Origin of the sequence: Serratia sp. MF1(2023), from assembly GCF_030954545.1 — a bacterium.
GTDB classification, from domain to species: Bacteria; Pseudomonadota; Gammaproteobacteria; order Enterobacterales; family Enterobacteriaceae; genus Serratia; species Serratia sarumanii.
In genome coordinates, this window is the sequence record NZ_JAVHUX010000012.1 from 44,397 (window position 1) to 65,460 (window position 21,064).

The 21,064-nt window shown below is 60.2% G+C and carries 26 protein-coding genes and 1 pseudogene; 19 read left to right on the forward strand and 8 right to left on the reverse strand.

Going from position 1 to position 21,064, the window contains the following annotated elements; genetic code table 11:
* The first annotated feature begins 600 nt into the window (after positions 1 to 600).
* The 4 genes from REA38_RS06945 (at position 601) to REA38_RS06960 (ending at position 2,756) form a co-directional block, all read left to right on the forward strand.
* On the forward strand, positions 601 to 1,029 hold the full coding sequence (locus tag REA38_RS06945) for a universal stress protein (protein ID WP_033647383.1): 429 nt from the start codon (positions 601 to 603) through the stop codon (positions 1,027 to 1,029).
* A gap of 207 nt (positions 1,030 to 1,236) precedes the next feature.
* On the forward strand, positions 1,237 to 1,827 hold the full coding sequence (gene pagP, locus REA38_RS06950; protein WP_025301698.1) for a lipid IV(A) palmitoyltransferase PagP: 591 nt from the start codon (positions 1,237 to 1,239) through the stop codon (positions 1,825 to 1,827).
* 126 nt (positions 1,828 to 1,953) lie between these two features.
* Positions 1,954 to 2,442, forward strand: coding sequence for a DUF2501 domain-containing protein (locus REA38_RS06955; protein ID WP_015376789.1), 489 nt, complete (start codon positions 1,954 to 1,956; stop codon positions 2,440 to 2,442).
* Positions 2,443 to 2,492: 50 nt separating this feature from the next.
* Positions 2,493 to 2,756 (forward strand): DUF333 domain-containing protein, encoded by a 264-nt coding sequence (locus tag REA38_RS06960; protein WP_004940597.1) that lies wholly within the window; start codon positions 2,493 to 2,495, stop codon positions 2,754 to 2,756.
* 35 nt (positions 2,757 to 2,791) lie between these two features.
* On the opposite strand, the gene REA38_RS06965 is transcribed toward REA38_RS06960, so the two are convergent.
* Positions 2,792 to 3,316, reverse strand: coding sequence for a hypothetical protein (locus tag REA38_RS06965; protein WP_223307172.1), 525 nt, complete (start codon positions 3,314 to 3,316; stop codon positions 2,792 to 2,794).
* A complete protein-coding gene (locus REA38_RS06970; RefSeq protein ID WP_308885462.1) occupies positions 3,258 to 3,548 on the reverse strand; it encodes a hypothetical protein in 291 nt (96 codons plus the stop codon). Before REA38_RS06970 ends, REA38_RS06965 begins: the two co-directional genes overlap by 59 nt.
* Positions 3,549 to 3,581: 33 nt before the next feature.
* Here REA38_RS06970 and REA38_RS06975 point away from each other — a divergent pair, with 33 nt between their 5' ends.
* Both REA38_RS06975 and REA38_RS06980 read left to right on the forward strand, forming a co-directional pair.
* The gene (locus REA38_RS06975; RefSeq protein WP_033647381.1) at positions 3,582 to 4,364 is read left to right on the forward strand and encodes a DeoR/GlpR family DNA-binding transcription regulator; all 783 of its coding nucleotides are present in this window, start codon (positions 3,582 to 3,584) and stop codon (positions 4,362 to 4,364) included.
* A 2-nt stretch (positions 4,365 to 4,366) separates the two neighbouring features.
* Positions 4,367 to 4,750, forward strand: coding sequence for a VOC family protein (locus REA38_RS06980; RefSeq protein ID WP_060445709.1), 384 nt, complete (start codon positions 4,367 to 4,369; stop codon positions 4,748 to 4,750).
* Here REA38_RS06980 and REA38_RS06985 read toward each other — a convergent pair whose 3' ends face one another.
* Positions 4,751 to 5,659, reverse strand: a complete 909-nt coding sequence (locus REA38_RS06985) for a LysR family transcriptional regulator (protein WP_033637243.1) — start codon at positions 5,657 to 5,659, stop codon at positions 4,751 to 4,753.
* Between the two features lie 125 nt (positions 5,660 to 5,784).
* Between REA38_RS06985 and REA38_RS06990 the strand changes: the two genes are divergently transcribed.
* The 5 genes from REA38_RS06990 to REA38_RS07010 all read left to right on the forward strand — a co-directional run bounded on the left by REA38_RS06990 (position 5,785) and on the right by REA38_RS07010 (position 8,755).
* Positions 5,785 to 6,666: a pirin family protein gene (locus REA38_RS06990; protein ID WP_033637244.1), complete on the forward strand. Its 882-nt coding sequence runs from the start codon at positions 5,785 to 5,787 to the stop codon at positions 6,664 to 6,666.
* 114 nt (positions 6,667 to 6,780) lie between these two features.
* Entirely contained in the window at positions 6,781 to 7,407 is a 627-nt protein-coding gene (gene ycaC / locus REA38_RS06995) for an isochorismate family cysteine hydrolase YcaC (RefSeq protein WP_004928476.1), read from the forward strand.
* Between the two features lie 154 nt (positions 7,408 to 7,561).
* Positions 7,562 to 7,891, forward strand: coding sequence for a hypothetical protein (locus REA38_RS07000; protein ID WP_308885469.1), 330 nt, complete (start codon positions 7,562 to 7,564; stop codon positions 7,889 to 7,891).
* Positions 7,892 to 7,964: 73 nt separating this feature from the next.
* On the forward strand, positions 7,965 to 8,417 hold the full coding sequence (locus tag REA38_RS07005) for a thiol-disulfide oxidoreductase DCC family protein (RefSeq protein ID WP_103829814.1): 453 nt from the start codon (positions 7,965 to 7,967) through the stop codon (positions 8,415 to 8,417).
* An 86-nt stretch (positions 8,418 to 8,503) separates the two neighbouring features.
* Complete coding sequence (locus REA38_RS07010) at positions 8,504 to 8,755, forward strand: hypothetical protein (protein ID WP_033637247.1); 252 nt, start codon at positions 8,504 to 8,506, stop codon at positions 8,753 to 8,755.
* Here the strand turns inward: REA38_RS07010 and REA38_RS07015 are convergent.
* From REA38_RS07015 to REA38_RS07025, 3 genes are all read right to left on the reverse strand, one after another.
* On the reverse strand, positions 8,746 to 9,294 hold the full coding sequence (locus REA38_RS07015) for a GNAT family N-acetyltransferase (RefSeq protein WP_197837983.1): 549 nt from the start codon (positions 9,292 to 9,294) through the stop codon (positions 8,746 to 8,748). The two genes, REA38_RS07010 and REA38_RS07015, sit on opposite strands and share 10 nt — an antisense overlap.
* A gap of 96 nt (positions 9,295 to 9,390) precedes the next feature.
* Positions 9,391 to 10,137, reverse strand: a complete 747-nt coding sequence (locus REA38_RS07020) for a DUF2076 domain-containing protein (protein ID WP_103829812.1) — start codon at positions 10,135 to 10,137, stop codon at positions 9,391 to 9,393.
* A gap of 125 nt (positions 10,138 to 10,262) precedes the next feature.
* Positions 10,263 to 11,048 (reverse strand): helix-turn-helix transcriptional regulator, encoded by a 786-nt coding sequence (locus REA38_RS07025; RefSeq protein WP_041033575.1) that lies wholly within the window; start codon positions 11,046 to 11,048, stop codon positions 10,263 to 10,265.
* A 117-nt stretch (positions 11,049 to 11,165) separates the two neighbouring features.
* On the opposite strand from REA38_RS07025, the gene REA38_RS07030 reads away from it, so the two are divergent.
* Positions 11,166 to 11,936 carry a class I SAM-dependent methyltransferase gene (locus tag REA38_RS07030; protein ID WP_033647366.1) on the forward strand — a complete coding sequence of 257 codons (771 nt, stop codon included), beginning with the start codon at positions 11,166 to 11,168 and terminating at the stop codon, positions 11,934 to 11,936.
* A 57-nt stretch (positions 11,937 to 11,993) separates the two neighbouring features.
* Here the strand turns inward: REA38_RS07030 and aqpZ are convergent, their stop codons facing one another.
* Positions 11,994 to 12,689, reverse strand: coding sequence for an aquaporin Z (aqpZ, locus tag REA38_RS07035; RefSeq protein WP_025301712.1), 696 nt, complete (start codon positions 12,687 to 12,689; stop codon positions 11,994 to 11,996).
* Between the two features lie 426 nt (positions 12,690 to 13,115).
* On the opposite strand from aqpZ, the gene REA38_RS07040 reads away from it, so the two are divergent.
* The 3 genes from REA38_RS07040 (at position 13,116) to REA38_RS07050 (ending at position 15,931) form a co-directional block, all read left to right on the forward strand.
* Complete coding sequence (locus REA38_RS07040) at positions 13,116 to 14,477, forward strand: esterase-like activity of phytase family protein (protein WP_308885473.1); 1,362 nt, start codon at positions 13,116 to 13,118, stop codon at positions 14,475 to 14,477.
* 371 nt (positions 14,478 to 14,848) lie between these two features.
* Entirely contained in the window at positions 14,849 to 15,133 is a 285-nt protein-coding gene (locus tag REA38_RS07045) for a YdgH/BhsA/McbA-like domain containing protein (protein WP_033647361.1), read from the forward strand.
* Positions 15,134 to 15,373: 240 nt separating this feature from the next.
* Positions 15,374 to 15,931: a class I SAM-dependent methyltransferase gene (locus REA38_RS07050; protein WP_033647359.1), complete on the forward strand. Its 558-nt coding sequence runs from the start codon at positions 15,374 to 15,376 to the stop codon at positions 15,929 to 15,931.
* Here the strand turns inward: REA38_RS07050 and REA38_RS07055 are convergent, their stop codons facing one another.
* A complete protein-coding gene (locus tag REA38_RS07055; RefSeq protein ID WP_308885476.1) occupies positions 15,932 to 16,393 on the reverse strand; it encodes a GNAT family N-acetyltransferase in 462 nt (153 codons plus the stop codon).
* A gap of 216 nt (positions 16,394 to 16,609) precedes the next feature.
* On the opposite strand from REA38_RS07055, the gene REA38_RS07060 reads away from it, so the two are divergent.
* The 4 genes and pseudogenes from REA38_RS07060 (at position 16,610) to aroL (ending at position 21,048) form a co-directional block, all read left to right on the forward strand.
* A complete protein-coding gene (locus tag REA38_RS07060) occupies positions 16,610 to 17,725 on the forward strand; it encodes an ABC transporter substrate-binding protein (protein WP_308885478.1) in 1,116 nt (371 codons plus the stop codon).
* A pseudogene (locus REA38_RS07065) lies at positions 17,718 to 19,842 on the forward strand (TonB-dependent siderophore receptor). The gene REA38_RS07060 and the pseudogene REA38_RS07065 overlap by 8 nt, the downstream one beginning before the upstream one ends.
* Before the next feature lie 53 nt (positions 19,843 to 19,895).
* Positions 19,896 to 20,414: a GNAT family N-acetyltransferase gene (locus tag REA38_RS07070; RefSeq protein ID WP_033647354.1), complete on the forward strand. Its 519-nt coding sequence runs from the start codon at positions 19,896 to 19,898 to the stop codon at positions 20,412 to 20,414.
* A gap of 109 nt (positions 20,415 to 20,523) precedes the next feature.
* A complete protein-coding gene (gene aroL, locus REA38_RS07075) occupies positions 20,524 to 21,048 on the forward strand; it encodes a shikimate kinase AroL (protein ID WP_033637260.1) in 525 nt (174 codons plus the stop codon).
* Positions 21,049 to 21,064 lie beyond the last annotated feature (16 nt).

Consider the following 21,064-nt stretch of genomic DNA (forward strand, 5'->3'; position numbering starts at 1 on the left):
GTTAGCTTTAACAGTTATTTAAAGCGTCGACTTGTTCAAGATAGGGTTGGCAGCCGGAAAATGGGCGGTTTGTATTCGGCGCTTTACGCGATTGAGTAAGACATAAAAAGTAGGGATATTGCGTATTGGCGTGCGGTGGTATTTTTCCTTGATGGAATATCAGCAGAGAAACGGCGCCGCGTTGGCATTTATCATGATGCAGGGGGAGTTTACCGGTACTTTTGATGCCGCGTTAAATCCTGCCTGGCGGTACCCGGCAGTTAGCCTGGAAAAGAAAAGCCGACGCTGACGTAAAGGGGAATTTTGGTGATCCGCCGCACGCTTATTTTAAGAAACCATCACGCAACCAATTAAAAACAAAAAATTAACAACAATCGTTTTTTATTCGTCGGTTTCCGTCAGCTTTGCTTTACGGGGGCGGCGGTGCGCGCCACGTCGGGCCGGCGTTAAAATACGCCGTTGCGGGCGCTAATATAACGTGGTGGCCATCACATTCCGTGGGAAGTGATACGTAAACTTTTCTCCACGTGCGCGCAGATGGCGTATACCTACCAGAGGGGATGATGTCCCTGCGGTGCTGGTCTGTGAGGGGGTTACGCGATGAAAAGCTATCGGCATATTCTGGTACTGATTCACGATGAGCGCGATGGGCTGCCGTTGCTGCGTCAAACGGTGGCAATGGTGCGCGGGTTGCCGATCGCCATCACCGTCGGCCACCTTAACGCCGACTATGCGGAGCTGGAGTACGGCAGCGATGCGCTGGTCAAAGATCGCCAGGCGCAGGAGGTGATCGCCGCCAAGGCGATGCTGAGCCGGTTGGTGAGCGCCGTCGATGCGCCGGTTGCGGTCAAGGAAATCGTCACCATCCGGCGCTTTAAGGACGTCAACGATTTCATTCATCAGGCCGGCATCGATCTGGTGGTGGTCGGGCACCAAAACCGCCTGTTCGGCCTCTATTCCTCATATTCTCTGGAATTTGTGAACCGTCTCGATGTCGATGTGTTGGTCAAGCATCTTGCCCGCGAGTAGCGTGCGACAAAGCGGACTTTTCCCACGGCTTTGCCGCCTTAAAGGCGATAGCATGCGGATATCGGTACAATTTGTTATGAATTATTGGGCATTTTCCGGCGCTAAACTTAACCAAAGCACAACGGGCGTTGGATAAATTAGATACAGCTTGATCTTGCCTGGGCTATCGGTAAAAATCTGCGGCCGTATTTTTACAGGAGCTTTACGATGTTTCTCAAACGGACTCTTTTGGCATGTTCTCTGGCGTTGATATTTCCTGCACTGCCTTCTTACGCTGAGGTTGGTACAGAAAGTGGCAATACCGCGCAGGCTGAAAAACCGGGTCTATGGCAGCGTTTTACCGATAACGTGGCGGAGACCTGGAACAACTCGCCTAACCACGATCTCTATATCCCGGCCATTACCTGGCACAACCGTTGGACTTACGATGATGAACATATCGATAAGTACAACGAACGCCCGTGGGGCGCCGGTTACGGCATCTCCCGCTACGACAGCGACGGTGACTGGCACGGCATCTACATCATGGCGTTCAAGGACTCTTTCAACAAGTGGGAGCCGATCGGCGGCTACGCCTACGAGAAGATCTGGCGCCCGCTGGATGACAAGGATTTCCGCCTGGGGCTGGGCTTTACCGCCAGCGTCACCGCGCGTGACAACTGGAAATACATTCCCATCCCGGCGCCGCTGCCGCTGGCCTCTATCGGCTATCAGCGGCTGACGTTCCAGGCGACCTACATTCCCGGCACCTATAACAACGGCAACGTGTTCTTCGCCTGGCTGCGCTGGCAGTTCTAAACTTCCTGAATTCCGAAAAACGGCGCGGCGGCGAGATTAAAGGAACTTGTCGCCGCCAGCGGCGTCGGAAGGGTATCCCGGCGCGCTGCGCCGATTGCATGCCGTTATTACAGGAGTTTCACCACTATGATCACCAAACATCGTTTACTGCTGGCTTTGGCGCTGTCCGCTACCCTGGCCAGCGGCGCCACCCAGGCCGCCGGGCTGATGGATTCCCTCAGCAGCGCGGCGGGCGAACTGAGCAAGTCGGGCGGCGACAGCAGTGGCGGCATGTCGCTCTCCTCGTTGACCGGCCTGCTGAACGGTGGCGACAAGGCGTTGAGTTCCAGCAGCATGACCAATGCCGCCGGCATCCTGCAGTACTGCGTGAAAAACAACGTGCTGTCGGCTAACGGCGCCGAAGGGGTGAAAGATCAGCTGCTCAGCAAGCTGGGCATCACCAGCACCGAAAACGCCAAGAGCCAGGATTATCAGCAGGGCCTGGGCGGCTTGCTGCAGACCGGCGAAGGCAAGAGCCTGGATCTGAACAGCCTGGGCACCTCGCAGATCACCGAGAAGGTGAAGCAAAAAGCCTGCGATCTGGTGCTGAAACAGGGCAAATCCTTTATTTCATGATAAGCGAACGGCGGAGCGCTCCGCCGTTCTTTTTTGCATAAGCTGGAAAAATGAAAAAAACGTTGATGCTTTCCCTGCTGGCAGGGATGACGATGTTGCAGGGGTGTTCCGTGAAATCCAACGATGCGCCACCGCCGCCGCAGGTGAAACCGATCGGCATGGCGAACCCGGCCGACGTGTACTGCACCCAAATCGGCGGCAAGCTGAACGCCAAAGAGAATGCGGCAGGCCAGTATTCCACCTGCACCTTGCCGAGTGGGCAGGAAATTGAAAGCTGGGAGCTGTTCCGCCGCGATCATCCGGTGAAAAAGTAACCCTCGCGGCGCCGGCTTTTCCGCCCGGCGCCCGATCAGAATTGGCGATCCCCTATCGACTGCAGCTGCAGGCTGCCGTCCTTTTGTAGCGTCAGCGGCATGCGCCAATCGCGCTGTTTATCCAGGTTGAACGGCCGGGAGCGGAACATGCAGCCGGTCTTGATGTTCTTGATTTTCATCACGTGTTCCGCGTCCGCATTGATTTTCACCTCGAAGCTGCCGGCGGGCGGAATAAAGACTTCCGCCAGCTGCTGCGGCGCCGTCGGCGTTTCCAGCTTGACCAGCACCGCAAAATCGTTGCCCTGATTATCCAGCGTCAGCCGATGCAGACCGGCCGTGGGCAGCCGCGTCGGCTGATGCAGATAACCCGCTGAGGCGGGCCACGGCTGCCCGGCATTGTCATGCAGCGGCCCGCCGCACTGTTCACGCGCCTCGCGCAGCGGCATTTCGCGCTTTATTGCGCGGTTGTAATCGGCGGGGGCGGCGAGGCTGAACTCGTCGTCATATTGGTGGGCGCGCAGATAGCGCTTGGCGCCGAGCACCCCAACGGCGACCAGCATGAAGAACAAAAATATCCTCAGGCGATTTTTGAAAATCAGCCCGAACAGCTTCCCGGGGAGTTGAAACAGCCACCTTGCGATCGTCAATAACATCGTTTTCCCTTAGCGTCCAAGCCGTTACGTCTGCGGTAACTTCGCTTGCCTCAGTATAGCCAACATCCCGCAGGCGAAAATCCTGCGCGGCGATTTTTCTTTCGCCCACGGTTGTACGTTTATGTTTGTTTGTGTACATTTGTGATCACTTTAGCGTCACCGGATTGACACGATGTCCAAACTGCTACCGAATGAGCGCCACCAGGCCATTCTCGACACGCTTCGCCAACAGGGGCGGGTGCTGGCGCTGGAGATGGCGCAGCGGCTGAATACCACCGAAGCCACCATCCGCCGCGATCTGCGCCAGCTGGCGGCGCAGAATCTGTGCAAACGCATCTATGGCGGCGCGCTGGCGCCGACGCCGGCCGAGGGGCCCGTTGCGGCGCGCATGGCGCTCAGCGGCGATGAGAAGCTGGCGCTGGCGCAGACCGCGCTGGGGTTGATCGGTGAAGAGCAGCTGATCTTCCTCGACGCCGGCAGCACCCACCTGTATCTGGCGGATCTGTTGCCGCGCGATCGGCGTTTGACGGTGGTGACCAATGCGTTGAGCATCGCCGGCAAAATGCTGGAACGGCCGGGGCTCCGCACCATTCTGATCGGCGGCGAGCTGGATGCGCAGGTTGGCGGCTGCGTGGACGCCAAAGCCGCGGAAGAGATAGACGGTTTCCATTTCGATCTGGTGTTCACCGGCATCTGCGCCTATGACCCGGACGGCGGCTTTTCCGCGCTGAGCTACCAGGATGCCACGTTCAAAAAGCGGCTGCTGACGCGCGCCGGCAGCGTGGCGGTGCTGTGTACCCGCGACAAGCTCAATACCTACGCCCCTTACCCCTTCCTGCCCGCCGGGCGGGTGGATCATCTGGTGACGGCGCGCGGCGCGCACCCGCAGCTCGAGCTGCAGGTGGCGCAGGGCGGTGGCCAGGTTTGGCACAGCGATTTACCGACCGGAGAATGATGATGAAAATAGCCCATGTAGCCCTGTGGACCCGCGACATCGACGCGCAGCTGGCGTTCTGGCAGCGCTATTTCAACGCTGAGGCGGGCGAGGAGTATGTCAGCCGCAACCGGCCGGGGTTTGTTTCCCGCTTCGTCAGCCTGGCGGCCGGGCCGACGCTGGAGATCATGCGCGTGCCGACGCTGTTGCCGGCGCAGACCCAGGAAGAGCGGGTGGGCTGGGCGCACATCGCGCTGTCGCTGGGGGATGAGGGGCAGGTCGATCGGTTGGCGCAGCGCGCGCAGCAGGAGGGTATCCTGCTGTCCGCGCCGCGCTGGACCGGCGATGGCTTCTACGAGGCCGTCATCCGCGATCCGGACGGCAACGCGATTGAAATCACCGCCTGATCACTCCTCTTCGATGCTGGTGAACTGCTCGCCCAGATAATCGAGCAGCAGCCTTACCGCCGGCAGCAGCCCGCGGCGCGACGGGTAAACCGCATGCACCACGCCGCCCTGCGGCTGCCAGCCGGGCAGGAGCTGGACCAGTTCGCCGCGCAGCATGTCGTCGCGCATCATCATCGCCGGCAGCTGAACGATGCCGGCGCCGGCGATGGCGGCGGTGCGCAGCATCAGCATGTCGTCGGTGACCAGCCGCGGCGTGTGTTCCCACTCCACCCGTTCACCCTGCGGGCCGGTCAGCCGCCATTGGTGCTGAGCGCGCGCGGGGCCGAGATCGAGCGTCGGGTATTTACGCAGGTCTTCCGGCGCGTGCGCCGGCCCGAGGGTACGCACCAGCGCCGGGCTGGCGGCGACGCACCAGGTGCGCTGCGCCAGGATCTTCAGCACCAGATCGCTGTCTTCCAGCGGCGGCGGCCGCACGCGGATCGCCAGATCCAACCCTTCCCCCACCACGTCCACCCGGCGGTTGGTCGCTTCCAGATGCACCGTCACCTTCGGATAGTCGGCCATAAAGGCCGCCACCATGCTGCCGACGCGGGTGTGCAGGATCGCCACCGGGCAGGACATGCGCACCGTGCCGCAGGGCTCGGCGCGCGTCTGTTCGATCGCCTGCTGCGCCGCTTCCGCTTCCACCAGCATCGCCTTGCAGTGCGCGTAATAGTTTTGGCCGACCTCGGTCACCGAGAAACGCCGCGTCGAGCGCTGGATCAGGCGCACGCCCAGCCGCTCTTCCAGCAGCGCCACGCGGCGGCTGAGCTTGGATTTGGGAATGCCCAACGCCCGGCCGGCGGGGGCGAATCCCTGGTGATCGACCACGCTGGCGAAGAAAAACAGATCGTTCAGATCGGTCAGCATCCTATCCCTTATCGTTCTACCAGTAGAACGCTGAGTGTACATCTTGCCTACTACTGCAGCAAACCCCGACGGATTAAACTTCCGACATCAACTTAAGGCCGTGAGGCCTGAAACGGGAGTTCAAGATGAAAAAAATCCTCGGTATTCACAACAGCCCGGAAGCACATTGGGTCGGTAACGGTTTCCTGGTGAATTCGCTGTTCTCTTATAACGATTTGGGGGCGGAAATGAGCCCGTTCCTGCTGCTTGATCACGCGGCGCCAACCAAATTCCGCTCTGCCTCCGGCACCCGCGGCGTGGGTCAGCATCCGCATCGCGGTTTTGAAACGGTGACCATCGTCTATCAAGGCGAAGTGGAACACCGCGACTCGACCGGCAGCGGCGGGGTGATTGGCCCCGGCGACGTCCAGTGGATGACCGCCGCCTCCGGCATTCTGCACGAAGAGTTCCATTCGCGGGAGTTCTCGCGCAAGGGCGGCACCATGGAAATGGTGCAGCTGTGGGTCAACCTGCCGGCCAAGGACAAAATGGCCGAGCCGGGTTACCAGACGCTGCTGAACGCCGATATTCCGGTGGTTCCGCTGGCGGACGGCGCAGGGCAGGTGCGGGTGATCGCCGGGGACTTTGGCGGCCACGCAGGCCCGGCACGCACTTTCAGCCCGCTCAACGTGTGGGATATGAAGCTGAATGCCGGCCACACCACCACGCTGACGGTGAAAGAAGGCCATACGCTGGCGTTGGTGATGCTGCACGGTGCGATCCTGGTCAACGGCGAAGAGGTGGTGCGCGAAACCCAAATGGTGCGTTTCGACCGGGCGGGGGATTCGATCACGATTGAAGCCAACAACGACGTCGCGCTGCTGGTGCTGAGCGGCGAACCGATCGATGAGCCTATCGTCGGCTACGGCCCGTTCGTCATGAACAGCGACGCGGAAATCCAGCAGGCGTTCCGCGATTTCAACAGCGGCAAGTTCGGCAGCATGAACGCCGAAGCAAGCGCCGGCTGACCTTGGCGCCTGGGGCGGGACGTGTTCCCCGGCTCAGGCGCTACACTTAAACCTCAACGCCCCGCCCTGGCGGGGCGTTTCATCCGCAACATCAACCCCCACAGGAGTAAAACCATGACTGCAAATTACAAGCGCCTCGACAAGGACCAGGCCGCCGTATTGCTGGTGGATCATCAGGCAGGGCTGCTTTCGCTGGTGCGCGATATCGATCCCGATCGGTTTAAAAACAACGTGCTGGCGCTGGGTGATTTAGCGAAGTACTTCAATCTGCCGACCATTCTCACCACCAGTTTCGAAAACGGCCCCAACGGCCCGCTGGTGCCGGAACTGAAGGCCCAATTCCCCGATGCCCCTTTCATTCCTCGCCCCGGCCAAATCAACGCCTGGGACAACGACGACTTCGTCAAGGCGGTAAAAGCCACCGGCCGCAAGCAGCTGATCATCGCCGGCGTGGTGACCGAAGTGTGCGTGGCATTCCCGGCGCTGTCGGCGCTCAATGAAGGCTTTGAGGTCTTTGTGGTGACCGACGCCTCCGGCACCTTCAATGAGCTGACGCGTCAGTCGGCCTGGAGCCGTATGGAAGCCGCCGGCGCGCAGCTGATGACCTGGTTCGGCGTCGCCTGCGAGCTGCACCGCGACTGGCGCAACGACATCGAAGGCCTGGGCACGCTGTTCTCCAACCATATCCCGGACTACCGCAATCTGATGACCAGCTATAACACGCTGACAAACGGTAAGTAACGCGACGCTCCTTTACCCCACCTTTCGCCTTTCATCACGTTAGACGCGGGATGTAAGCAAAACGTAGCGGGGCGAAAAGGTAGCGAAAAGCGGCTTTCTCATTAGCCGGGAGCGGGGTAGCGTAATCCCGAACCCGGCAAATGAGGCTAATTCAATGAAACAAGCAATCAAGATCCTGGCGCTGCCCTGCATGGGCATGGCGCTGTTGTTCAGCGCGAGCGCGATGTCTGCCCCCGAGGCGCCTGCGGCCAAAGCGGTGCCGCCCGCGGCGGAGGAGCCGATGCGCATGCCGCCTTTCCCGGGCGGCCACCCGCCCAAGCCGGGGTTCTGCCACGGCGGCGAACTGTTCTGCGTCACCTCGGCCAGCGACAATCCGGTGGAAACCATCAATAAACTGACGGCGGTGATCCCGGCGGGCAGCGCCAAACATTACGAGGTGCGCGTCGCGGTGGTCGCCGTGCCGGACGCCCCGCCTGCGCGTTAACGGGCCGTCATCCCGCTCTGGTTCGCACGCTCAAGGCGCGTTAGGCTAAGGCGTGCGTTTAACGGGAGGCGGAATGACCCCTTTATCACCATTGCCCTATCTCCAGCCCGGCGATCGCGCGCTGTTGTTCGACGGCGAATGCAATCTGTGTCACGGGCTGGTGAGGTATCTTATTCGCGCCGATCGGCAGCGGTGCATTCTGTTGGCGACGGTGCAATCCGTCGAAGGGCAGGCGATCCTGCAGGCGTTGGGGCTGCCGACCGATCGTTTCGATTCCGTGGTCTATGTTGAGCAGGGGCGCTATTGGCTGCGTTCGGCTGCGCTGTTCCAGGCGCTGCGCCAATTGGGGTGGCCGTATCGCGTGCTGGCGCTGGCGCGTTACCTGCCGCCGTGGCTGGCGGACAAGGTCTACGACGCGGTCGCCGGCAATCGCTACCGGCTGTTTGGCCGCAACGACGGCACCGGCCTGCCGGGCGCCGATCAGCCCGGGCGCTATCTGCCTCGGCGGTGGGAGCCGCCGGCCTGAGCTTTACGCTTCTTTACCATCCAACTGCTTGAAATATCAACATTCCAGCCCCATATAATGGAACGTTCAGCCAACAAGGAGCGCGTATGGGAATCAGTGAAGAAGAGCACATCCGCCGTTTGACCCAGGAGAAGAACGACATGGGCAATACGGCGAAGTGGGTGGCGATCGTTTCCGCCGTATACTTTGCCTTGATGGTGTTTTACGGCCACCCGATCGGCGTGTTGGCGATGTCGGGCGCGGTGTTCATCGTCTCTACCACCACCTGGCTGAAAAAGCGTCAGAAGGTCAAATCTTACCGCATGGCGTTGGCTAAAATCAGCGACGATCAGCCCTGATAGTCGCCGCGCTTTAGCGTATACACCAGGCTCGGCGCCGCGCCGGGCACGTCATCCAGCGTATCCACACGCTGCATGCCGATCTTTTCCAGCACCCGCCACGAAGCCTGATTCTCCGCGCGCACAATGGCGGAAATCTCACCCATTCCCAGCCCGACAAACCCGTATTGCAGTGAAGCCCGCGCCATCTCGGTGGCCAGCCCCATGCCCCAGACGCGGGTGTCGAAGCGATAGCCGAGGTTCACGGTGCGCTGCGCGCCGAGCGGTTTCCAGGACAACCCGCCAAACCCGATAACCCAATCCGGCCGTTCGCGCAGGGCGAGCGCCCAGGAGCCGTAGCCGTGTTGCCGCCAGACGGCGAGCCGCTCCTGCAGCGCCGAAGCGGCCTGCGCCTCGCTGGTGAGTGGGCCGGCGGGGTTGAAGCGTTGGGTTTGCGGATCGCCAAAGATGGCGTAGAAACGTTCGAGGTCCGCCATCACCGGCGGCCGCATCTGCAGGCGTTCGCTGAAGTACGGGGCTGAAGGATTAAAGCTCGGCATCGTTTCTCCCGGCCGGATAAATAAACAGCGTTCACTGTAGTCCAGATCGGCGAAACGGGAAATCCCCCCTCTGCGGGTGAGAGGGGGAGAGAGGCATTACAGGAAGGAATCGTCGTCGTCGTTGTAATCGTCGTCGGCGTAGTCCTGGTCGTCCTGGTAGTTGGCGTTCTGGAAGCCGTTGTCCTGATTCAGGAAGCTGCCGCCGTCGCCGTTGTTGAAGGTATCAAGGTTGTTGGAGGCGTCGAAATTGCGCATCGCGCTGTCGTCCAGCGGCGCCGGGGTTTCTTCGATAATGTTCACGATTTCCTGCGGCTGCGAATGGCGGAACATGCCGGTCAGCATGTCGGCCAATACCACGCCGCCGGCGACGCCCGCCGCCGTTTGCAAGGCGCCTCCCAGGAAGCCGCCGGCGCGTGAAGGCGCCGCCTGCTGCGGTTGGGCGTAGGCTGGCTGCTGCGGCTGCGCGTAGCCCCCCTGCTGCGCGTTGTTCCAGGCCGCCGTATTTTGCTGCTGCGCCTGATACTGTTCACGCGGGCTTGGCGTATTGCGGCTGCCGCCGCCGAACAGGCCGGCCAGGAAACCGCCGCTGCTCTGTTGGTCGTTGGCGGTTTGCTGCAGCTGCGCAACCTGGGCTTCCAGCTCTTTGACCCGCTGGTCCATCTGCTTGAGCGCCGCTTCCTGAATGATCATCGCCTGCGCCATGTAATAAGGGGCGGAAGGCTGTTCGCGAATATGCTGATTGATTTGCTGTTCTGCCTGGAGATCCCGTGGGCCCGTCTTGGTCTCGGCTTCTTTCAGGCGGCCAAACAGACCATCGATAAGGCGTTGTTCTTCGGATTGCATAGGCGTACCTCGGGAGATAAATAACGGTGCTGGATGATCGTTGTCATCGGTAACAATCACCCTAGCGCGTTTACATGAACCAATAAATAAATGACGGGTAAACCTGTCTATGAATTTGTTACCAATTACGGCAGCGGGATCAGCATCACCAGCTTCAGGCCGCCGTGCTCCGCCGGATGGAAGGTGAGCTGGCGATAGCGCAGCGTACCTTGCTGAGGGTGCTCGAACGCGCGCTCGCCGCCTTCGCGCGCCATCACGTCATGCTGTTTCCACCAGTGATTAAAGTCCGCGCTGTTGTGCGTCATGTTGCGCACGAAGGCGCGCATCTCTTCGGTGTTTTGATGGTGGCTGGTTTCGGCGCGGAATTCGGCCACCACGCGGCGAGCGCGCTCTTCCCAATCGCTGACCAGCGTTTTCGCCAGCGGGTGGAAGAACATGAAGTGCAGTAGGTTGGGGCTGTTGGCCACATCCAGCCAGCCGCTGAACAGCGCCGCTGCCTGCGGGTTCCAGGCGACGACGTTCCAGGTCACGTCCAGCAGGTAACAGGGCACCGTCATCTGGTGCACGCTTTGCAGCACCGCGTCATTGGCGGTTTCGCGGTGAGTTTCCTGCTCGGGATCGGCGACGCGCGCCAGGGTAAACAGGTAGTGGCGTTCGGCGGGGCCGAGCCGCAGCGCCTTGGCGATGCGCGCCAGCGTGAAGGGGGAAATGGACACCTCGCGCCCCTGTTCGATCCAGGTATACCAGGTGGCGCTGATGCCGCTGATTTGCGCCAGCTCTTCGCGCCGCAGGCCGCTGGTGCGGCGGCGTGAGGAACTGGGCAGGCCGAGCATTTCCGGCGTGATGCGTTCGCGGTGTGCGCGCAGAAACGCGCCGAGGGCCTTTGGCCCGGATAAGGCTTCTGATGACATAGCGTGGTACCTATTTATACCAGGATAACTGCTCATATTGTACCCGTATAGTAGCCTGATTATAGTAGCCGAAAGTCTTCAGACACAGGCGCAAGCCGGATAATAACGGGAGCAAACATGAGTATCAGCAACAGCCATAAAAACGCGGTAGACCGGCAGTTCGGCGAGCAGGCCAACGCCTACTTAACCAGCGCGGTACACGCGCAGGGCAAGGATTTGCAGCGCCTTGCACAGTTACTGGAACCGCACGCCGGCGCGCGCTTGCTCGATCTGGGCTGCGGCGCCGGGCATGCCAGCTTCACGGCGGCGGCCAGGGTGGCACAGGTGGTGGCCTACGATCTGTCGGCGCAGATGCTGGCGGTGGTGGAGCAGGCGGCGGCGGAAAAAGGCCTGAACAACATTCAGCTGCAGCAGGGCGTGGCGGAGTCTTTGCCGTTTGAGGACGCCGGCTTCGATCTGGTCATCAGCCGCTATTCGGCGCACCACTGGCACGACGTCGGCCAGGCGCTGCGTGAGGTCAGGCGGGTACTCAAGCCGGGCGGCAGAGCGATCTTTATGGACGTGGTCTCGCCGGGGCATCCGCTGTTGGATATCTATCTGCAAACCGTGGAAGTGCTGCGCGACACCTCACACGTGCGCAACTATGCGCCGGGCGAGTGGCTGACGTTGCTGACCGAAGCCGGGCTGGTGGTGCGCGAGGTGACGTCGGATCGGTTGATGCTGGAGTTTGGCAGTTGGGTGGCGCGTATGCGCACGCCGGCGCATTTCGTTACCGCGATCCGCGCGCTGCAGCAAAGCGTGTCGCAGGAGGTGGCGGCGCATTTCGCCATTCAGCCGGACGGCACCTTTACCAGCGATATCATGATGTTTGAAGTGACGAAGGGCTGAAAGCAACGGGGCAGCCGATGAAGGCTGCCCCGCGAAACGCTATCGGCTGCGATGCGCTTATTTTTTATCTTCCAGCAGGCAGCGGTAGATAAGGCCGCCGATAATGCCGCCGACCAGCGGCACCAGCCAGAATACCCACAGCTGCTGCAGCGCCCAGGTGCCCTGGAAGATCGCTACGCCGGTGCTGCGCGCCGGGTTGACGGAGGTGTTGGTCACCGGGATGCTGATCAGGTGGATCAGGGTCAGCGTCAGGCCGATCGCCAGCGGGGCGAAGCCTGCCGGCGCGCGTTTGTCGGTCACGCCATGAATAACGATCAGGAAGAAGGCGGTCAGTACCAGTTCAATCACGATTGCTGATTGCAGAGAATAACCGCCCGGAGAATGTTCGCCGTAACCGTTGGAGGCGAAACCGCCTGCGGTGGCGTCGAAACCGGCTTTGCCACTGGCGATCAAATACAGCACCGCCGCTGCGGCGATACCGCCGATCACCTGTGCGATCACGTAAGGGATCACGTCTTTCGCCGCGAAACGGCCGCCGGCGAATAAGCCGACGGTGATCGCCGGGTTAAAGTGCCCGCCGGAAATATGGCCGACGGCATAGGCCATCGTCACCACGGTCAGACCGAAAGCGAGCGCGACGCCGAGGAAACCAATACCCAGCTGTGGGAATGCCGCTGCTAATACTGCGCTACCACAACCACCAAACACCAACCAAAATGTGCCAAAAAATTCGGCAAAAAGTCGCTTTGACATAGATTCCATCCTGCGGAATTGACTAACGGGCGTTAGCACTAAAAACTATAGAACAGCTTTTTCAGTTCATGCAGATATTCTATAGAATTTTCTTAATGCACCTTGAATAACGGCGGTATTAAATCCCCGGTATTTTATTTTGTCTATGAGAAAAACGCCGTTTTTCCCCGTGCCGACGCGCGTTTGCCGATTTTTTTATCTTTACCATAAGAATTTACCCTAAGCGAAATGGCACGCTATTTTCGGGCGATTTTTTCCAGCGGTTTTCCCCATTCAATACGCTCAGGTTAATTGCTAATTTCTATTTGCCAGCCAACCTTATTACCGATTGTGCATTTGACGAATGGCCTGTTGTCATCTAAGTGTCATGCTAAATTAATATCTTCTTCTGCCTGATAACGCTTCATTCAACCTCGGGTAAAAATCATGAAAATAAAATCGCTCTCCCTGCTGTTGGCTTCACTGTTTCCTGTATTCACCTACGCTGCCGACATTGAGGTGGCGCGTTATGTGGTCGGCTTTCCCGGCGGGGAACGCGTCGCGTATCAGGGGGCGTTCGCCAAGAATTTCCCGCAGGGGCTGCCGGTGGGGATCGGCTCAGGGCTGACGTTCAACAGCAAGCAGGGCGACGATCTGGTGCTGACGACGCTGACCGATCGCGGCCCGAATGCCGATGCCCCTGCGGTGGGCAAGCAAGAAGCCAAGATTTTCGCCAATCCGCAATTCGTGCCCCTGTTGATGGACATTCGTATTGGCGGCGGCAAGGCCGTGGCCGAGAATGCGCGGCCCTTGCATGACGAAAAAGGGCCGATCAGCGGGCTGCCGCTGCCGGGCGAGCTGATTGGTTCCACGAACGAAGTGGCGTTGAATGACGCGCTGCAACCGCTGTCCGGCGATCGCCGCGGGTTGGATACAGAAGGCATCATCGGTGACGGCAACGGCGGCTATTGGCTGTGTGACGAGTACGGACCGTTTCTGATCCATGTCGACGGTAAAGGCAAAATTCTCGCCAAATACGGCCCAACGCCGCAGGCCGGCGAGCAGGCGGTGGCGAGCGGTTTACCGAACATCCTGAAGTGGCGCCAGCCCAACCGCGGTTTTGAGGGGCTGACCCGAATGCCGGATGGGCGCATTCTGGCGGCGGTGCAGAGTACGCTGGATGTCGAGGGCAAAAGCAAAAACAAGGCGCAGTTTATCCGGCTGGTGAGCTTCGATCCGCGCAGTGGCAAAACCGCCATGTACGGCTATCCCATCGATATCGACAGCTATAAAAAAGCCAAAGACGCCAAGATTGGCGATGTGGTGGCGTTGGACAACCAGCGCATCCTGTTGATTGAACAGGGAAGCGATAAAGATAAGACGATGATCAACAAGATCTATCTGGTGGATCTCGCGCAGGCCAGCGATCTGAGCGCGTTTGACGGCCAGGGGAAAGCGCTGGAGTTCGACGATGCGAAAGAGCTCGCCAAACGCGGCGTGAAGCTGGCGCAGAAACGGGAAGTGGCGGATCTGCGCCAGTTGGGCTGGCGCCAGGAGAAAGCCGAAGGGTTGGCGCTGATCGACGATCGCACGCTGGCGGTGATCAACGACAACGATTTCGGCTTGCAGGCCAAGCTGGTGGATGCGTCGCCAAAGAGCAAGAAAATCGGCGACTACCAGCTGGAGAAAGAAGGGCGGTTGAGCCTCGACGGCGACAAGACCGACGCCCGCATCGAATTGCGCCCGCTGGAGCAGCCGGAGTCGCTGAGCGAGCTCTGGGTGCTCACCTTGCCGCACCCCTTGAAGTGACCGATATCGGGGGCGATAGCGCCCCCTTTTGCTTCAGGCTTCCGCGTGCCGCTGCGGCGTTCTGCCGCGCGAGATGCTCTCCCACATCGCCAAAATCAGCGTAGCTCAGCGCGCCTCGGCGGGTAAAAAATCTTAAATAGCGGCGGCGCGCGTTCTTTCTTTCGTCCTGTCTTTAATTGTTCATCAAATAGGGGTAAGGTGAAGCCTATAAAGTCATTCCTGCCTGAAAATACATACTCGCTCTCACTTCCTCCTTATTCTCCTCACAATGATTGATGTTCTTTACGTTGCGTGACGTCCGTTTTCATTGGCTAGCGGATAATTAACATCACTGACAACGAGCTAATAAACAAGAACACCTGGAGTCAATCATGAAACTTATCCCAAGCATCGCAGCCGTATTGATCGCCGCCGCTTCCTTCTCCACTTTCGCCGCGCCGCTGTCGTCGGTGAAACAGGTCAACAGCGAGCAGGCCGCCAATCTGCAAAGCGTCGGCGTAGTGTCGGTTTCCGGCATTAGCGGCTCACCGCATGACGCCATCACCGCCCTGAAAGAAAAAGCCGCGGCGGACGGCGCCAGCCATTACCGCATTATCGGTCTGGATACCCCCGGGGATTCCAGCAACTGGCGCGGCAATGCGGAAATTTATCGCTAAGCGTTGGTTTTTTACCCTCTGGCCGCGGCAGTGCGGTCAATAAAATAAACGGTCGTAATAATTATCTGAATAGCCGGGGGCATAGCGGCTTATTTTCAGGTCATTATTACGACCGTTTTTCTTTTTCCACCGCGGCAGAGGTTGCATTTTTTTACAACTGTGTCCGCCGCTTTCGGAATCATGTTAATGATTACTTAAGAAATTCGGCTCACATTGAGGGCTTAACCCAAGGAGGCCTCAATGTTAAATGCGACCCGGCTGCAACTGATGAATCACTTCGCTTACCTGCAGCAATTTATGGCTTCGCCGCGCACCGTCGGCACGCTGGCGCCTTCTTCTCCGTGGCTGTGCCAGGCGATGTTGAATCAGATTGAATGGACCCGGGCGTTGTCGATCGCGGAGCTGGGCGCGGCGGACGGCGTACTGACCAAACGCATTCTGGGGCGGATGCGCGCCGATGCGGCGCTGGAGGCTTTCGAGATCCAACCCCATTTCGTGCATCGGCTGCGTGGAATAGACGATCGGCGGCTGCAGGTGATGGCCCATTCGGCGACCCGGATGGCCACGGATTACGACGTGGTGTTTTCCTGCCTGCCGCTGCTGTCGATCCCGGTCAGGATCAGCGTGCGCATTCTTCAGCAGGCCCGGCAGCGGCTGCTGGCGCGCAATGGCACGCTGGTGCTGTTCCAATACAGTCACCTGTCGGAAAAATTGCTGTCGCGCTATTTTCACTGGAAGCGCCTGCGGGTGGTGCGCAACTTCCCGCCGGCGCTGGTGTATGTCTGTACGCCGCGTTAGCTACAGCGTTTTCTCCATCACCACCACGTCTTCGTCATACTGCCGCCGGCGTTCCAGAGGCTGCCAACCCCAGCCGGCGTACAGCGCTTCCGATTTATCGGTGATGAGATGTAAGACCGAGTGATGGCGCTGCCGCGCCGCCTCGACGATGGCCATTTCCAGACGGTGGGCGATGCCCTTGCGGCGGTGATTGGGATGCACGAAAACGCCGGCCAGCCACGGGGTGAGATCCTGGCGCTGATGATCGTCGCTGGGCCACAGGCTGGCCATGCCCACCGGGCGATCGCCATCGATCATCATCAACGTCAGGTGATCGTCGCTCGGCCGGCTGCATTGGGCGAAGCGCAGCTGGGTGCGCTCCAGCGTTCCGCCGCGCTGTGAGCCCCACTGTCCGAAGGCCCAGGCGGCGCACACATCGGCAAACTGCGGGCACTCCGCCAGCGGAATGATGCGTTGAGTCATGGTGATCTCCCGATTTTTTGCTGTTTCTCCGTTCTATTTAACCGACTTTTCCGCCATTTTTTTAACTTTTTAAAGCCGCTCTTTCAGCGGTTTCGCGGTGTTTCGGCGCGCGCCCGGCGCCGTTTCCCGGATTTCTTTTGGCAATTGCGGCGCAGGATTGCAAGTGCTAATGAGAGTGATTATCATGCGCACACTATTCCCCGTGTCGGTTCAATCATGCGCAATTCCCTCATTTTACTGCTGCTTTCCCTGTGCTTTGGCGTGTTTTCCGCTCAGGCGAAGACGGTGACCGATATCACCGGCCGCCAGGTCGTGGTGCCGGACAACCCGCAGCGCATCGTGGTGGGGGAGAGCCGCATGCTGTATACGCTGGCGCTGCTGGAGCCGGGCAACCCGGCGCAGCGCATCGTCGGCTGGCCGGCGGATCTGGCGCGGTTCGATGCACAAAGCTGGCAGCTCTATACGCAGAAATTCCCGCAGATCGCCGCGATCCCCATTATCAGCGGCAATAATTTCCGCCAGGTCAACATCGAAAGCCTGCTGCAGCTGAAGCCGGATCTGGTGATCCTGGCGCGCTACGCGCGTGAAGACGGCGACAACGATCTGCTGGTTTCCACGCTGAACAAGGCCGGCGTGGCGGTGATCTACGTCGATCTGCGCATCGATTTGCTGAACAACACCGTGCCGAGCGTGCGGCTGCTGGGCGAAGTGCTCAATCGCCGGCAGCGCGCCGAGCAGTTCATCGCGTTTTATCAGCAGCATATGGCGGTGATCCGGCAACGGCTGGCGGGCTATCAGGGACCGAAGCCCAAAGTGATGCTGCACCTGCATCTGGGGCGGCGCGACACCTGCTGCACCACCGCCGCGCACGGCAATCTCGGCGATCTGCTGACCTTCGCCGGCGGCGACAACATCGCCAACGCCAGCGTCAAAGGGGTGTATGGCGAACTGAACCCGGAAACCATTCTGAGCGCCAATCCCGACGTTTACCTCGCCACCGGCATGGCCGGCCCGCAGGGCAAACGGCTGTCCGATCTGCGCCTCGGGCCGCAGGTCAGCCAACAGGACGCCGCCGACAGCTTCCGCCGGCTGATCGCCAAACAGCCAATGCTGGCCAGCCTGCAGGCGGTGAAAAACCATCGCGCCTGGAGCGTCTGGCACAATTTTTACCTCAGCCCGTATCACGTGGTGCTGGTCGAGATGTTCGCCAAAGCGTTTTACCCGGATCTGTTCGCCGACATTAACCCGCAGCAGACCCTCCAACAGCTGTATCAGCAGTTTTTGCCGTTACCTTTTTCAGGGACCTATTGGAGTCAGTTAGATAATGAATAACAACAAGCGCGGCTGGTGGTGCGCGTTGCCTTTGGCGGCCTGCGCAACATCGCCGACGTGGGCGGCGGAAAAAGCCGCATCGAAAGAAGAAAGCCTGGTGGTGATTGGCCGCAAAGACGCCGACGGAGTGTAAAGCTACCAGCCGTTGACCAGCGTCACCGGCACCCGCAGCGAAACCAGCCTGCTGAACGTGCCGCAGGCGATCGACGTGGTGCCGCAGCAGGTGATTACCGATCAGGCGGTCAGCAGCCTGGACGAAGCGCTGTACAACGTCAGCGGCATTACCCAGGCCAACACGCTGGGCGGCACCCAGGACGCGGTCATGAAACGCGGCTTCGGCGATAACCGCGATGGCTCCATTCTGCGCGACGGCGTGCGCTCGGTGCAGGCGCGCAACTTCACGCCGACCACCGAGCGGGTGGAGGTGCTCAAGGGGCCGGCCTCGATGCTGTACGGCATGGGCGAGCCGGGCGGGATGATCAACATGATCACCAAAAAGCCCCAGCTGCAGCAGCATACCCACGTGGAAGGCTGGGGGCAGCAGCTTCAACGGCGGCGGCGGTCAGCTTGACGTTACCGGGCCGCTCGGCACGTCAGGGTTTGCCTATCGCATGATCGTCGATCACGATGAAACCGATTACTGGCGCAACTTTGGCCGCAACCGCCAGACGGTGATCGCGCCGTCGTTGATGTGGTACGGCGAGAACACCACCGTGCGCTTGGCCTATGAACATATGGAATATCTGGTGCCGTTCGATCGCGGCACCATTATCGATTCGCGCACCGGCAAACCGGTGAATACGCCGCGCGATCGCCGTTTCGACGAAGCCTATAACGCCACCCGCGGCGATCAGGACAGCGTTACCCTGCAGATCGATCAAACGCTCAACGAGCGCTGGAAAAGCTCACTGACCTACGCCTACAGCCGCAACAGCTACAGCGACAACCAGGCGCGCGCCACGGATCTGAACCCGGTCACAGGCGTGTTGGTTCGCCAAGCCGATGCGACCGCCAACGCCGTCAGCCACGCCAACGCGGTGCAGCTGACGCTCAATGGCGACGTGGACTGGGGCAGCATCAACCACCAGATGCTGTTCGGCTTCGATTTTGAAGATAACCGCACCTACCGCGGCGACATGATCCGCGGTAAAAAGAACAGCGATTTCAATATCTATCATCCGGTATACGGCCTGATGCCGCCGTCGACCGCGGTCAGCGCCAAAGACAGCGACCAGCGGGAAAACCTCACCAGCTACGGCTGGTTTATGCAGGATTCCATCCAACTGACCGATAAATGGCTGGTGATGGGCGGGCTGCGTTACGACGCTTTCGACGTCTATGCCGGCAAGGGGCGGCCGTTCCAGGCCAATACCGACAACTCGGACAGCAAGCTGGTGCCGCGCGCCGGGGTGGTCTACAAGCTGACGCCTTACGTATCGCTGTACAGCAGCTATACCGAGTCGTTCAAGCCGAACTCTTCCATCGCCACCCAAATTGGTTCGCTGCCGCCGGAGCAGGGCAAGTCGTGGGAAGTCGGCGGCAAGCTGGCGCTGCCGAACGGCGTTACCGGCACGCTGGCGCTGTTTGACATCACCAAGCGCAACGTGATGGTCAGTGAGCTGGTGGAGGGCGAAACCGTGACGCGCACCGCCGGGCGCGTGCGTTCGCAGGGCGTGGAGCTGGACGTGGCCGGCAATCTCACCGACTCGCTGAGCCTGATCGGTTCCTATGCGTATACCGACGCGCGGGTGGTGGACGATCCGGACAACAAGGGGAAAGAGATGACCAACGTGGCGCGTCACACCGCCTCGCTGTTCCTGACCCAGAATCTGGGCAGCCCGGGCCTGTACAGCGGCGATGAGGTGCGCATCGGCGCCGGCGCGCGTTACGTGGGCCGCCGCCCGGGTGACGCCGCCAACAGCTTCTACCTGGATAATTACACCGTTGCCGATGCGTTCGCCGCTTACACTATGCCGATCAACGGCTATCGGGTGAAATGGCAGCTGAACGTGAAGAACCTGTTCGATAAAACCTACTACCCGTCCAGCGGCGGCAACCTGCGCGTGGCGGTGGGGGAACCGCGTGAGGTGGTGCTGCGCGGCAGTGTCGATTTCTAAGCCACGGGCGGTGAAATTTGCTTAAATAACCGCCCCAACGTTAAGGAGAACCCATGAGCCTGCAGATTCGTTTGGCGCAGCAGCGGGATATTGTGCACTTGATGGCGGTTGAACGTTCGGCGGCGCAGCTGTTTCGCCAGCAGCCGGAATGGCGCTTTATCGCCGAAGGCGAGGTGATGGCCCCGCAGCAGCATGCCGCATTTATCGCCGAGCGCCGTGAATGGCTGGCGGAAAGCGACAACGGCGAGTGCGCCGGTTTTATTGCCGTGCAGGCTCAGGGGGAAGATTGGCACATCGCCGAATTGTCGGTCGCCGGCACCTGGCAGCGGCAGGGCGTCGGCCGTCGCCTGATCGGCGCGGTGGCGCAAGAGGCCAAACGGCAGGGGGCGGGCCGCCTGACGCTCACCACTTTCATTGAGGTGCCGTGGAATGCGCCTTACTACCGGCGGCTGGGATTCCGGCCGCTTGACGACGCGCGGCTCACGGCCGCTCTGCGGCGGCACCTGGATGAGGATCTGGCGCACGGCTTTGCCGCAGGCAGTCGCTGTGCCATGGAATTTACACTATCGTAAATATTGAAATACAGAGCGGGCAGGGTATGATGCTGCCACCACGCCATCGCACCCGCTCGGTATTTTGGTATGCAATGCACTCAAGTCACCGCATAAGGGACAACCCGTAATGACACAAACCCTGTTCATGATAGGCGCTCGCGGAGCCGGCAAGACCACGGTAGGCAGCGCATTGGCGTTGGCGTTGGGCTATCAGTTCGTCGATACCGATCTGTTTATGCAGCAGGCGGCGCAGATGAGCGTGGCGGAAATGGTCGAGCGCGAGGGCTGGCTGGGGTTCCGCCGCCGCGAGACCATCGCGTTGCAAACCGTGACCAAGCCGTCAACTATAGTTGCCACCGGCGGCGGGGCGATCCTGGCGGAGGAGAACCGTCAGTTTATGCGCCAGCATGGCACCGTTATCTACCTGCGCGCGCCGGCCAGCGTGTTGGCGCAGCGGTTGGAAGAGTACCCGGAAGATGCGCAGCGCCCGACGCTCACCGGCAGACCGATCGCCGAGGAGATGCTCGAGGTGCTGGCGGCGCGCGAAGCGCTGTATCAGGACGCCGCGCATTACGTGATAGACGGCGCCGCCGATCCGCAGCGGGTGGTGGAACAAATCCTCGCGGTGTTGCCGCGTGAGACGGTGAAGTAACCCTTTCTTCTCTTCG

Excerpts from the sequence above, each read along its gene's own strand:
- REA38_RS07010 (WP_033637247.1), top strand. The coding sequence starts at position 8,504 with ATGGGAATCAGTGAAGAAGAGCACATCCGCCGTTTGACCCAGGAGAAG.
- REA38_RS07020 (WP_103829812.1), bottom strand. The coding sequence starts at position 10,137 with ATGCAATCCGAAGAACAACGCCTTATCGATGGTCTGTTTGGCCGCCTG.
- REA38_RS06985 (WP_033637243.1), bottom strand. The coding sequence starts at position 5,659 with ATGCTGACCGATCTGAACGATCTGTTTTTCTTCGCCAGCGTGGTCGAT.
- REA38_RS06965 (WP_223307172.1), bottom strand. The coding sequence starts at position 3,316 with ATGCTGGTCGCCGTTGGGGTGCTCGGCGCCAAGCGCTATCTGCGCGCC.
- ycaC (WP_004928476.1), top strand. The coding sequence starts at position 6,781 with ATGACTGCAAATTACAAGCGCCTCGACAAGGACCAGGCCGCCGTATTG.
- aqpZ (WP_025301712.1), bottom strand. The coding sequence starts at position 12,689 with ATGTCAAAGCGACTTTTTGCCGAATTTTTTGGCACATTTTGGTTGGTG.
- REA38_RS07040 (WP_308885473.1), top strand. The coding sequence starts at position 13,116 with ATGAAAATAAAATCGCTCTCCCTGCTGTTGGCTTCACTGTTTCCTGTA.
- pagP (WP_025301698.1), top strand. The coding sequence starts at position 1,237 with ATGTTTCTCAAACGGACTCTTTTGGCATGTTCTCTGGCGTTGATATTT.
- REA38_RS07070 (WP_033647354.1), top strand. The coding sequence starts at position 19,896 with ATGAGCCTGCAGATTCGTTTGGCGCAGCAGCGGGATATTGTGCACTTG.
- REA38_RS06990 (WP_033637244.1), top strand. The coding sequence starts at position 5,785 with ATGAAAAAAATCCTCGGTATTCACAACAGCCCGGAAGCACATTGGGTC.
- REA38_RS07030 (WP_033647366.1), top strand. The coding sequence starts at position 11,166 with ATGAGTATCAGCAACAGCCATAAAAACGCGGTAGACCGGCAGTTCGGC.
- REA38_RS06960 (WP_004940597.1), top strand. The coding sequence starts at position 2,493 with ATGAAAAAAACGTTGATGCTTTCCCTGCTGGCAGGGATGACGATGTTG.
- REA38_RS06945 (WP_033647383.1), top strand. The coding sequence starts at position 601 with ATGAAAAGCTATCGGCATATTCTGGTACTGATTCACGATGAGCGCGAT.
- REA38_RS07015 (WP_197837983.1), bottom strand. The coding sequence starts at position 9,294 with ATGCCGAGCTTTAATCCTTCAGCCCCGTACTTCAGCGAACGCCTGCAG.
- REA38_RS07000 (WP_308885469.1), top strand. The coding sequence starts at position 7,562 with ATGAAACAAGCAATCAAGATCCTGGCGCTGCCCTGCATGGGCATGGCG.
- REA38_RS07005 (WP_103829814.1), top strand. The coding sequence starts at position 7,965 with ATGACCCCTTTATCACCATTGCCCTATCTCCAGCCCGGCGATCGCGCG.
- REA38_RS07050 (WP_033647359.1), top strand. The coding sequence starts at position 15,374 with ATGTTAAATGCGACCCGGCTGCAACTGATGAATCACTTCGCTTACCTG.
- REA38_RS07045 (WP_033647361.1), top strand. The coding sequence starts at position 14,849 with ATGAAACTTATCCCAAGCATCGCAGCCGTATTGATCGCCGCCGCTTCC.
- REA38_RS07060 (WP_308885478.1), top strand. The coding sequence starts at position 16,610 with ATGCGCAATTCCCTCATTTTACTGCTGCTTTCCCTGTGCTTTGGCGTG.
- aroL (WP_033637260.1), top strand. The coding sequence starts at position 20,524 with ATGACACAAACCCTGTTCATGATAGGCGCTCGCGGAGCCGGCAAGACC.
- REA38_RS07055 (WP_308885476.1), bottom strand. The coding sequence starts at position 16,393 with ATGACTCAACGCATCATTCCGCTGGCGGAGTGCCCGCAGTTTGCCGAT.
- REA38_RS06980 (WP_060445709.1), top strand. The coding sequence starts at position 4,367 with ATGAAAATAGCCCATGTAGCCCTGTGGACCCGCGACATCGACGCGCAG.
- REA38_RS06975 (WP_033647381.1), top strand. The coding sequence starts at position 3,582 with ATGTCCAAACTGCTACCGAATGAGCGCCACCAGGCCATTCTCGACACG.
- REA38_RS07025 (WP_041033575.1), bottom strand. The coding sequence starts at position 11,048 with ATGTCATCAGAAGCCTTATCCGGGCCAAAGGCCCTCGGCGCGTTTCTG.
- REA38_RS06970 (WP_308885462.1), bottom strand. The coding sequence starts at position 3,548 with ATGTACACAAACAAACATAAACGTACAACCGTGGGCGAAAGAAAAATC.
- REA38_RS06955 (WP_015376789.1), top strand. The coding sequence starts at position 1,954 with ATGATCACCAAACATCGTTTACTGCTGGCTTTGGCGCTGTCCGCTACC.